The following is an 11,369-nucleotide window of genomic DNA, read 5'->3' on the forward strand; positions in this document are numbered from 1 at the left end:
GTCAGGTCCCGGAGGGAAAGCCTGGCCGGTAGGCAGGCGGATACGAGCCTTCGGGGGTCGCGTCCCAGACCGGAGGATCGGAACTGATGGGGTCGTTGTTCCGCAGATCGCCGATGGAGAACTGCACCATCATGTCGTGGTCCTCGTGCACCAGGTTGTGGCAATGGACCATGTACCGCCCTCCTGCGTCCGCACCCGTCGCGAATTGCATGAGCGCGGTGATGGATTCGTTCTCGCCCGCATAGAAGACGTCCTTGGGGCCGGTTTCCCAGGCGAAGGGTTTCCCGCCGTTGGTGTTGCGGGCGATGATCTTGGCGTCGATCAGGTGGATGTGGAGCGGATGGAACCAGCCGCCGGACGCATTGGTGATGGTCCATTGCTCGACGTCGTAGGGCTGGGGATTGCCGAACAGCTTCTTGAACCCTGATTTCTCCACATCGGCCCACGTCACACCGTTGATGGTCCACTGTCCATTCGCCCTGAACAACTTGAGCTCGCGTTTTGCCACGGCCATGTCAGGAGTCAGATTCATGGTGGCAATGCCGCCCCTGGTCGGATTGAGGGCGCCGCCGTCGTCGAGCGTGGCGGGGATGCTGGGGATGGAGCCGGCACCGGAGCCGGAGTCGGCGACCACCTCGAACCGCATGATCTTTCCGGTGTTGGCGAAGTCGATGTTGTTCTTGTTGCTGAGGTTGCGCAGTTCGATCAGCTGCCCGGCCTTGTAGTGCCGGAAGTCGATCAGGACCTCGTAGCGCTCGGCGGTGCCCTGCCGCCAGGATTTCACGGCCTGGACATTGGGCACCATGCCGGCGTCTGTGGCAGCAATATACACGGGTTCCCCGGTCGAGAGCGTCGGGCGGTAGGAGCGCGAGATGGAGGCCACGAGCACTCGGAAACGGTAGATCCGGGGCTTGACCTTCATGGTCGGCCACGGCACGCCGTTGACCATGATGATGTCGCCCCAGAGCCCCTTCTGGCCGTTGTCGTTGTACCCGAGGGAGCCGTCGGCGTTGAACATCGCATCCGAGATCATCAGCGGCACGTCGAACTCGCCCTGGGGCAGCTGGGCGCGCTCGTATTTGTCGGACAGGGGGTAGAAGGCGGCGAGTCCGGAGTACACGTTCTGGGCCGTGATGTGGTGCTTGTGGTCGTGGTACCAGAGCGTCCGCGCCGTCTGCCAGTTGGGGTAGTGGTAGTTCTTGACGTTGCCCGGAACGGTGATGTCGTTGGCGTAGCCGTCGTATTGCGGGAGCGAGGCCGAGCCGTGCAGATGGGTGACGGTGTTGATGGGGCCGGGAAAAAGCAGGCCGGACCCCGGGAAGGCGTTCCGGATGCGGACTTCGATCCTGGTGCCCTGGGCGGCCCGGATGGTGGGGCCGGGAAAGATGCCGTTGTAGCCCGCCAGGGTTGTCATCAGCCCGGGCACAAACTGAGCCTGGCCGAGCTGCTGGGTCAGGGCGTAGCGCTCAAAGGGGCGCGACGGGTCCCCGCCGTCGTAGCCCTTTTCGAAGGGCAGCAGCTCCGGCGGGCGGCGGAACACCCCGGCGTAGGGAATGGGCGTGTTCCGGGGCGCCAGCAGGCTGGGGGTCAAAGGAGTCCCCGCCGGAGGCGGCACGGGGGCGCCGTCGTCGCCTCCTCCCTTCATTCCTGCCAGACCGAATGCGCCGACGGCACCCAGTTTCAACAAGTCTCGTCGTGTGGTCATGGCCCCTCCAAGGTGGGAAATCAGAATGAACCTTCGAACTGTGTATAGAGGGCCGAAAAAGGCATTTTCGACCATGTGGGGAAGCCGGATGGCGGGCCCCTGCGGACCCGCCAGCCGGCCATCCCGGACTGGTGCTACAGCGCTGCTCCCGTGGTGAACGTCCATACACGGGTGGTCAGCGGGTTACCGGCCAGGTCCCGGACCCCGGTCGTGCCACCGGTGATGGTGACCCTGTACTGGGTGTTCGCGACAAGGCTGCCGGTCGGGTTGATCGTCAGCACCCTGGTCAGGGCGTTGAACGACACCGCCGAGCTGAACGGAACTCCGTTCGAGACCCGCTCGATGCGGACCTTGCCGGCAACCGCGAAGCCGGTGATGGCCTCGCTGAAGGTGGCTGTCACATTGGCGTTCCGCCGCACCGCGGTGGCTCCCGAAACGGGAGTCGTGGCGGTGATGGTGGGGCCGGGTCCGGTGGTGAACGACCAGGTGGTCGTCGCCATGGTGTTGCCCGCAAGGTCACGGATACCCGAGAGGGTCACCGTGTACTTCGTGTCGTTCGCCAAGCTGCCATTCGGATTCAGAGTGGCAACCCGGGTCAGCGGGTTGTAGGACACGACGGCGGGGATCAACGCATTGGTGGGCCCCCGCAGCTGGAAGTTGGTTCCCGTCACTGGCGCCACCGCTTCGCTGAACGCTGCCGTCAGATTCGCGGTCCGGCTGGCGGAGAAGGCACCCGATGCCGGGGTACGTGCCGTTACCGTCGGAGCCACCGTGTCCAGTGCTGTCGGGGTGACCGGGTTGGAGGCCGCCGACAGCGGGCCGGGACCGTTTGCGTTCACGGCGCGCACCTGGAGGGTGAACGCCGTCCCGCCTGTCAGGCCGGTAACGGTGCCGCTGGTTGCGGTCGCCGGGATTCCTGTCACCGTGATGGCAGGGCCCGTCGCCGGGGTCGCGACGATCTCGAAGCTTGTGATCGCCGGGCTCCCGTTGGGTGCAGGGGCCGTGAAGCTCACGGTCGCCGAACCTGTCCCGGCAGTCGCTGCGCCGATCGCCGGTGCCGCCGGTGCCGCCGGTACCGCCGGTACCGGAGGTACCGGAGGTGCAACCGTGGATGCGACAGACACTGTCTGGTCGGAGAACTGGAGCATCTCGATGTTGCGCAGGGTGTCGATTCCGTCACTGACCTTCTGGCCGGCTACGTTGGCGCCGGTCTGGGTGACCTTAACCGAGGCCAAGGTCGTGCCCGTCGCCGGTGCTGCGACAATCGTGTAGTTCGACAGCGGGCCGGAGAAGACCGCGGTGTCGACAGACGCCGTGTCCGTCCCGGCAGCCGGGCTCAGGATCTCCCGGACGGCCACCAGGTTGCCGGGGTCGATGACACCAGCGAATACGTCGGCCTGCAACGTCGGGCCGAAGAGGGCGCCCGATGCGTCACGCTTGTACTGGCTCTCCATGAGATCGGCGCTGCCGATCTCGGTCGACGGATCGGCCGGATTGGTGCGAACACTGATCCGGACAGCCAGCGACCTGTCCCCGTCGATGATATCGTCACCGCCTCGACCTACGATCGTGTCGTTTCCGGCACCGCCCAGGAGGATATTGCCTTCTCCCCAGATCGGGCCGCTGAGCGGGCAGGACTTGTTCGCCGAGGCCGCGACCACCGCAGCCAGGTCGCCGGACAGCGGCGGCAGCAGGGCTCCCAGTCCGTTGATCCGGTCGACGCCAGCCTGGTCGAGGACGTCGCAGCCGGTGAAGCCGGCACCACCGACGGCACTCGGCACAGCGTCGTCGCCACGGATGGTGTCGTTGAACGCAGACCCCGAGTTGGCCTCGGTCTCCTGCCAGCGGTCGCGGTTCACGACCACAGGGAGAGGCAGCCCGATCAGGTTGTTGTTGATCATCATGTCGTCGTCGGCTCCGACGGTGTCGTACTGGTGGATTGCCCAGTCGAACCCGGCGGCACCGGCGAACCGGTCGATGGCCGCGTTGGCCGTCATGATGTCGTCGCCGCCCTCGGCGTCGTAGTCGTTTTCTCCTACCTGGCCGATCATGATGTCGTTGCCCGGCTTGACCTGGGCGGGATCATCGAAGAACGGGGCACCATGGTCACCGATCAACAGGTCCTGGCCGGAGCCGCCCTCGATCCAGTCGTCGCCTCCGTCGCCGAAGACGGCGTCCGCGCCTTGACCGGCGATGACGAAGTCATTGCCGGGACCTGCGAAGGTCTCGTTGTCATTGGCTCCGCCGTTGATGAAGTCCTGGCCATCGCCACCCATGAAGATGTCGTTGCCGATTCCTCCGTCGAGGGCATCGTTGCCGGGGCCGCCCTTCAGCACATCGTCACCGGCAAGGTCGGTGATGATGTCGTTGCCGTCGCCGCCGAGCATGACGTCGTCGCCGCCGTTGCCTTCGATGACGTCATTGCCTGCGCCGCCCCAGAAGGTGTCGTTGTCGTTGCCGCCATAGATGCGGTCGACGCCGGGCGTGCCGTTGTAGACGGACTGCCCGTTAATTCCCACTGGATCGACGCTGTTGACCTGGCGGTACTGGATGGTACCGTCCGGCTTGCGCAGCAGCAGCTTGGACTCGTCACAGTCGGGGGTCGTCGTGTCGTCGGCGACCGTCGATCCGAAGGCAGTGAAGCCGGCGGGCGTTCCATTGAGGTTCGAGAGCTGGAACTTGCAGTCGGCCGTGGCAAACACGTCAGCCTTCAGAGAGTGCGTGCCGTCCGTGTTGCGCTGGATCATCTCGGCGAACGAGTTGCCCTCGAGCTGCGTCCGCAGGTTCATTCCCGGGGTACGGGCCAGGTAGTACAGCCGGTCCCCGTTCTGCAGGTCGGTCATCTGGTTCTCGAAGACGTAGTTGAACGTGGTGCCGAGCAGGCCGCCGAACAGGTTCGTGATCTCCGCGAGACCGCCAACCCAAAGGTCGACGTCGTCGACGCCCGTAGTGGTCACACCGTCGGCCGTGCTCGCATACGTTGGTCCCGTGCCGAACATGAACTCCGCCGCGTCGGTTGGGATCGGGGTGGTGTCGGTTGGTGCCGGGTCCACGATGGCCTTGGCCGCTGCCCGCTTGCCGGCCAGGGTCGTCTGGCCGGTGATGGACGGGTGCGTGCCGTACGCCGCCACGAAGTTGATCAGCGACTCCGGGTGCTTGAGGTGCTGGCCGAAGTCCGACCAACTGGTGTAGGGCTTGAGCTGACCGTCGTTGGTTGCCGCGAAGATCTGCCTGCGGACGTTGTTCAACGGCGGGACGCCCGCGTCACGGGCCCGCGTCATGTTGATCGTGGGCAGGTCCAGGGGCAGACCCAGCAGGTTGTTGCGCAGCGTTTCGGTGACGAACTCGTCGAGCTCGTTGCCCGTCTGGTCCGCCGAGCCCATGACGATGCTGCCGGCGGCCTGCTCAGGAGTGAGATCGCCGGCAGAACCGCCGTTGAAATACTCCGGCGGGTTCAGGAACGCCTTGAGCAGCGGAACAGAGTTGTCCGTCCCGTTTATGTTGGTGCGGGCGACCGTGTCGTCCAGCATCGAGTGGCCGAAGCGGTACACGGCGTGGGCGAACTCTGCGTGGATCGCGGGGTTGATGTCTGAGTGGTAGACGTGGAAGGGCTGGATCGCGGGCTGGACCTTGCGGCCGAACTCCTCGAACACCAGGTGCTGGTACTCCATCTCGGTGACGAAACGGGCAGCCTGGAACAGGCGCTCCCCGTTCCACCCGTTGGCACCGACGGCCGGCAGTTGCCACTCGGCCAGGGCTGCGGCGCCTGCGCTTCCTGGGGCTGCGTCCGCGAGCAGGGTAGCTTTCATGTCATCCACGAGCCGGTCGTGCTCGGAGTGGAAGACCTGGTGGATCGTGGTCAACGCGATGTTCTCATTGACCCGGCCGTCGCCAGCGCAGAAGTGCGCGTTCAGCATTTCGTCGTCGTACGTACCGGCCGGCTGGTTAGCGAAGTCCGCGGATGCCACGTTGTCGGCATCGGGACTGAGGCAACCGGTTGGTACCCGAGGCGTCACACCGATGGCGGTCGTGCAGGGTCCCACCGTGCCCGGGTCCGCATTGTGCGCGATGTCCGTCAGGAACGGCGTATCAAAATGGAGCGCGTTGGCCGGAACGGGAACAGGCGAGGTGAGGTTTCCCTCGACCAGGCCGGTCGCCGTCACGTACTGCGGCAGCCCGTTCGGACCGGGCACGAACTTGCCGTACGGATCGGTGGCCAGCATCGGAATGTTGGTCACATCGACGTCCCTAAGCTGGAGGCCGAGCAGTGAAGCGGCCTGGGCCTTGACCGAGGCCCAGGTGGCCATGCCGGTGGCCTTGGGGCCGGGGGTTCCGTCGGGGTTCTTCGGGCCGCCAAGGAGCTTGCCGGTCGAGACCGGCTTGCCTGCGGGGTTGTTCACGTACTCGCGCAGGAACACCTGGTGCGATGCGTGCGAGGTGTACGTCTGGCTCTGGTCCACCCAGGGCGAGTCCTCGTTGGTGGCGTCCTGGATGTCGTCGGCGGTGCCCAGGATGCCGTCAGGACCGGGCTGGTTCTGCGCCCGGGTCAGCACCATGAACCGCTGGTTCGCGGGCAGGTCGTCAGCGTTGCCGAGGATATGGTCCGGTCCGGCGATCAGCGGGTCGTCATCGTGGAGCGGCACAAAGACCGTGCCGCCGCTCTTGACGGTCTGGTCTACACCGTGGTCGAAGAACTGGCCGAAGAAGGTGAACAGGGAGTTGTAGGGCGGTGAGAGACCAACATCCGTGGTCACGTTCGGAATGAAGAGAGTCTGGTGCGACGGCACACAGCCGGTGGGAACTCCGTCAACTGCAGGAGGCCCGGGAACCGGGTCCGTGATGCACGGGAAAAGGCCTGGGTTGCCCTGAGTTCTCACGGGGAACGCGGCTGCCGCCACGGCAGCCGGGTTGGTGGAGGTCTGGTCCACAATCAGGTTGCTGATCTCGCGCGGCTGCGAGTCGAACACCAATCCACTCTTCTGCTTGTAGGACGTCGGAGTTGGCGGCCCGAAGGCGGCCGGGGTGGTCTCGGCATCCTTAAAGACGGGTTTGGTGAAGCGCGGGAAGGTCTGGTCTGTCGCGCCGAATTTCTCCCGGCCCGGAATCAGGTTGTTGCACGAGCCGTCCACCGTCCGCAGACCGTAGGACGTGAGGGCATCGGGGATCTGGTCGGGACCGGGGCCCACCAGGGTGGCGCACGGCTGATCGGGCGTAAACGTTGCAGCGTGCCGCTCCGCGATCTTGATTTGTTTCAGGATGAACGCCAGGTCGGATGGGGTCACGGTGAACCCCTGCCCGACGGGGGCCACGACGGCGTTGGCACCGACCACGGATGTGGTGAGTCCGACGAAACTGAGCAGGGCCATTGCGGTCCCTGCCGCGACTAAACGGGTTGGTTTGCCAAAGACGCGTCTTTGGCCCTCCACTTTCGTGCATGCGAACACATTCATGGTGCACCTTGCCTCTTGGAGTGAATGATGGTGCAAGAGTGCAGGTGGCGACCTCCGGAAAACTTGGATTTACCCTCGAAAAAACTTGGACGAGTCCAGGGGATCTCTGGGACAAATCTTGGACGAGCCCCTTTCCGCCTGTCCCCACCGGGGTTCAGCGGTGGCGGATTGCTTGCGGCAGCCGGGGCAAGCTGGTAGGCCTGTAGCAGGCCTGAAAGCAGGGCGCATAGCGGCAGGTCGGCGCCATCGGGTCCCGGCGGTGTTTTCAGAAGGGAAGTTCACGGTGACCCGCAAGAATCCTCGGATCGAGGAAGTTGACGAACAGGATATCGAGGCCGGAGACGGACCTAAGAGCTGGGCCGCAGGCATCCCCGGGGTCCTGCATTCGATGATGCCCGCCGTCGAGCACATGGGGCTGGACCGCACGCGCAGGACGGTGCTGAAGATGAACCAGAAGGACGGGTTCGACTGCCCCAGCTGCGCGTGGCCGGACCCGCACCACCGCAAGGCCTTCGAGTTCTGTGAGAACGGCGCCAAGGCCGTCACCTGGGAGGCGACGCCGGTGGTGATCGCCTCCGACTTCTGGGCCGGGCATTCCGTCAGCGAACTGCGGAGCCGCTCAGAGTACTGGCTGGGCATGCAGGGCCGGCTCACGGAGCCCGTCTACAAGGCCCCCGGCGAGGACCACTACAAGCCGGTCAGCTGGGACGAGGCGATCCGGATCATCGGCACCAAGCTCAAGAGCCTGGACTCCCCCGATCATGCGGCGTTCTACACCAGCGGCCGGACCTCGAATGAGGCCGCCTTCCTGTACCAGCTGTTCGTCCGCGGCTACGGCACCAACAACCTGCCGGACTGCTCCAACATGTGCCACGAATCCTCCGGCTGGGCCATGGGGCAGACCATCGGCATCGGCAAGGCCACCGTCAGTTTCGACGACTATGCCAAGGCGGACCTGATCATCATCATGGGCCAGAACCCGGGCACCAACCATCCCCGCATGCTCACCGAGCTTGAGGCGTGCAAGGACAACGGCGGCCGGATCGTCGCCGTCAACCCGTTGCCCGAGGCCGGGCTGCGACGGTACAAGAACCCGCAGAAGGTCAAGGGGATCGTCGGCCACGGCACGCAGATCGCGGACCAGTTCCTGCAGATCCGGATCGGCGGCGACATGGCGCTGCTGCAGGCAGTCTCCAAGCGCGTGCTCGACGCCGAGTCCAGGAACCCGGGGACCGTGCTGGACCACGCCTTCCTGGCGGAGCACTGCGAAGGGCTCGAAGAACTCACCAAGCACCTGGCCGAACTCGACGAACGGGCCGTGCTGGAGGCCACGGGCCTGCGCACCGAGGATATCGACGAGCTCGCTGACCGCTATCTGAAGGCGGACAAGGTCATCATCACCTGGGCCATGGGGCTCACCCAGCAGAAGAAGGCCGTGGCCACCATCAAGGAGATCATCAACCTGCTCCTGCTGCGCGGCAACATCGGCAAACCCGGCGCCGGCGCCTCCCCGATCCGCGGGCACAGCAACGTCCAGGGTGACCGCACCATGGGCATCTGGGAGCAGATGCCGCAGTCCTTCATGGAGGCCCTCGGCAAGGAGTTCGGCTTCGAGCCGCCCCGCGAACACGGCACGGACGCCGTCGAGACGATCAACAGGATGCGCGACGGCGGCATCAAGGTCTTCATGGCCCTCGGCGGCAACCTCGTGGCGGCCATCTCGGACACGCACGCCGCCCAGGCCGCCATGGAACAGACCGAGATGACGGTGCAGATCTCCACCAAGCTGAACAGGTCCCACACGGTGACCGGAGCGGAAGCGCTGATCCTTCCGACCATGGGACGCACCGAGATCGATATCCAGGAGTCCGGGCCCCAGTTCGTGTCGGTGGAGGACACCGTCTGCGCGGTCCATCCCTCCCGGGGCAGCGTCGAGCCCGTCTCGCACACCCTCCTCTCGGAGCCGGCCATCGTGAGCCGGCTGGCGACGGAAGTCCTAGGCACGAAGATCAACGCCGACTGGGACGGCTTCGAAAAGAACTACGACCTCATCCGGGATCACATCTCCCATGTGGTGGCGGGCTGCGAGAACTACAACGAACGGATCCGGCAGGAAGGCGGCTTCATCCTGGCCAACGGGCCGCGGGATTCCCGCACGTTTCCGACACCGACGGGCAAGGCCGTCCTCACCGTGAACGAGCTCGAGCATATCGAGCGGCCGGCAGGGACGCTGATCCTGCAGAGCATCCGCTCCCACGACCAGTTCAACACCACCATCTACGGGCACAACGACCGCTACCGGGGCATCAAGAAGGGCCGCCACGTCGTGTTCGTCAACCCGGAGGACATCGCCGAGCTTGGCCTCGCCGACGGGCAGTACGTGGACATCCGCGGCGATTACCAGGATGGCATGGAGCGCATGGTCCGCAAGTTCCGGCTGGTCTCCTACCCCACCGCCCGCGGCTGTGCGGCCGCCTACTACCCGGAAGCCAACGTCCTGGTCCCGCTGAACCATACGGCCGAAGGCAGCAACACCCCGGTCTCCAAGGCGGTCATCGTCCGTCTCGAGCCGAGCCCGGACCAGACACCGGACGCTGCCGAGCGGGTGACGCCCGGGGCGGCCCAGGCGCGGTAGGCATCCGGCGCCACGGGACATGCCCAGTCCCGCCCGCGGCCACTGGACATAATGCCACCATGTCCATCCCCGGACCTGAGGGGAGGGCATGTCCCCCGGGGCCGAGGATCTGATCCGGCGGCGCCTCGCTGTTGGTCGTTGCTGGGCCTGGACGCTACTGGGCCGTTTTGGTCCAGCCCTCTTCGTCCGGGCCGCCCGACTCGCCGTGCCTGCACAGTCCAATGACCTTCTCGGCAGCGGCGTGCACGGCCTCCCGCGAGCCTTTGCGTCCCTTGGTGGACGCCGTGCCCGCCGCGTACCCGACGATGAACGCGCTGATGGCTCCCGCGTTAGGGCTCACAGCCTCCGCCGACGCGTTCGCGACGTCGACGATCCTCTCGTGGTCTACTTCCAGATCAAGGATCTGCAATGCCTGGATCAGGCGGGCGCTCCAGTGCCGCAGCGAGCTGTCTTCATCCCGGGACAACGTCATGGCTACTCCTGTTTGTGGGGTCCGTGAACTGCCGGTCTACCCTCTTTCAGCGCCGCGGCCCGGTATTCCGCGGGTGCCTGGCCCATCGCTTCTTTGAAGATCTGGCTGAAATAGGACTGGTTCTTGAACCCGTTGCGGTGGCTCACGACGCTCACAGGGCTGTCGGCCAGGCGGGGGTCGCGCAGGTCCCGGGCGCAGCGGTCCAGCCTGCGGGTGCGTATCCAGGATCCTACCGTCTCGCCGGATTCGGCAAAGATGGCGTGCAGATAGCGGACCGAGACGAAGTTCGCCGCGGCGATGCGGCCGGGCGTGAGGTCCGGGTCGTGAAGCTGCGCGTCGATGTACGCGGCGATGCTTTCGAAGCGGACGCGCTTCTGCCCCGCCGGTTCGGCGCTGACGGTGGCGGCCAGCTCGTGGCGCATCATCGTGGACGTCAGGTCCACCGCGTTATGGAGAGTCAGCATCTGCAGTTCGGGTGAGAGCGTGTCCACCACCGAGTTCAGGCCGCCCAGAAGCCCGGCCATCGCCGGCCCCAGCCCCGAACGGCTGTCGAGCCGTTCGGCGACCAGGTCCGCGATCTGGAGGCTCGACAGCGTGACCAGGGACTGCGGAAACTTCAGGAACAGGATGTTGAACCCCGTCGGAACAACGATCTCGACGGGCCGCGCCGTCTGGTAGAAGCCGAAGTCCCCCGGGCCCAGCTGCGCCTGCCGGCCGTCCTGGATGATGTATCCCTCGCCGCTGAGGACATGGCAGAGGACCAGCGATCCCGCGTCCTCGGCCACGCGCTCCGCGCCGCGGCGTGCCGCATGCCCGGACGCCTCGATCTCCGCCAGATGGATGCCGCCCTGGCTGCGGTTCCGTATCCGGGCTGTGAAGGACTCGGGCTGGTCGGTTTCCATGTCCAGTGCGAGGAGCGCCGACGAAACCATGGCACCCCAAGACCCAGGGTCCTTCGCCTGTTCGGCGAAAACCCGTGGCACCATTGCCCGGTCATTCAGGGTTTTGCTCATTCAACGTCTCTTCTGCGGTCCGCACCGCCATGCGTGTGACCACCAGCCTGAATCACACCTGCGGATGTGTTCGCTGTCACAACATTGGTGTGCA

At 65.6% G+C, this 11,369-nt stretch carries 5 protein-coding genes; 1 reads left to right on the forward strand and 4 read right to left on the reverse strand.

Going from position 1 to position 11,369, the window contains the following annotated elements; genetic code table 11:
• Position 1: 1 nt before the first annotated feature.
• Both ACQCSZ_RS09675 and ACQCSZ_RS09680 read right to left on the reverse strand, forming a co-directional pair.
• Positions 2–1,705: a multicopper oxidase family protein gene (locus ACQCSZ_RS09675; RefSeq protein ID WP_427007782.1), complete on the reverse strand. Its 1,704-nt coding sequence runs from the start codon at positions 1,703–1,705 to the stop codon at positions 2–4.
• Between the two features lie 134 nt (positions 1,706–1,839).
• Entirely contained in the window at positions 1,840–7,071 is a 5,232-nt protein-coding gene (locus ACQCSZ_RS09680; RefSeq protein ID WP_427007783.1) for a peroxidase family protein, read from the reverse strand.
• 367 nt (positions 7,072–7,438) lie between these two features.
• Here ACQCSZ_RS09680 and ACQCSZ_RS09685 point away from each other — a divergent pair, with 367 nt between their 5' ends.
• Positions 7,439–9,790, forward strand: coding sequence for an FdhF/YdeP family oxidoreductase (locus ACQCSZ_RS09685; protein WP_427007784.1), 2,352 nt, complete (start codon positions 7,439–7,441; stop codon positions 9,788–9,790).
• A 154-nt stretch (positions 9,791–9,944) separates the two neighbouring features.
• Here the strand turns inward: ACQCSZ_RS09685 and ACQCSZ_RS09690 are convergent, their stop codons facing one another.
• Together ACQCSZ_RS09690 and ACQCSZ_RS09695 are read right to left on the reverse strand one after the other, a co-directional pair.
• Positions 9,945–10,262 carry a DUF6457 domain-containing protein gene (locus tag ACQCSZ_RS09690; protein ID WP_427007785.1) on the reverse strand — a complete coding sequence of 106 codons (318 nt, stop codon included), beginning with the start codon at positions 10,260–10,262 and terminating at the stop codon, positions 9,945–9,947.
• 2 nt (positions 10,263–10,264) lie between these two features.
• The gene (locus ACQCSZ_RS09695; RefSeq protein ID WP_427007786.1) at positions 10,265–11,275 is read right to left on the reverse strand and encodes a helix-turn-helix domain-containing protein; all 1,011 of its coding nucleotides are present in this window, start codon (positions 11,273–11,275) and stop codon (positions 10,265–10,267) included.
• Between the last annotated feature and the right edge of the window lie 94 nt (positions 11,276–11,369).

The organism is Pseudarthrobacter sp. H2 (assembly GCF_050157045.1).
Lineage (GTDB): Bacteria > Actinomycetota > Actinomycetes > Actinomycetales > Micrococcaceae > Arthrobacter.

Excerpts from the sequence above, each read along its gene's own strand:
- ACQCSZ_RS09680 (WP_427007783.1), bottom strand. The coding sequence starts at position 7,071 with ATGGCCCTGCTCAGTTTCGTCGGACTCACCACATCCGTGGTCGGTGCC.
- ACQCSZ_RS09675 (WP_427007782.1), bottom strand. The coding sequence starts at position 1,705 with ATGACCACACGACGAGACTTGTTGAAACTGGGTGCCGTCGGCGCATTC.
- ACQCSZ_RS09695 (WP_427007786.1), bottom strand. The coding sequence starts at position 11,275 with ATGAGCAAAACCCTGAATGACCGGGCAATGGTGCCACGGGTTTTCGCC.
- ACQCSZ_RS09690 (WP_427007785.1), bottom strand. The coding sequence starts at position 10,262 with ATGACGTTGTCCCGGGATGAAGACAGCTCGCTGCGGCACTGGAGCGCC.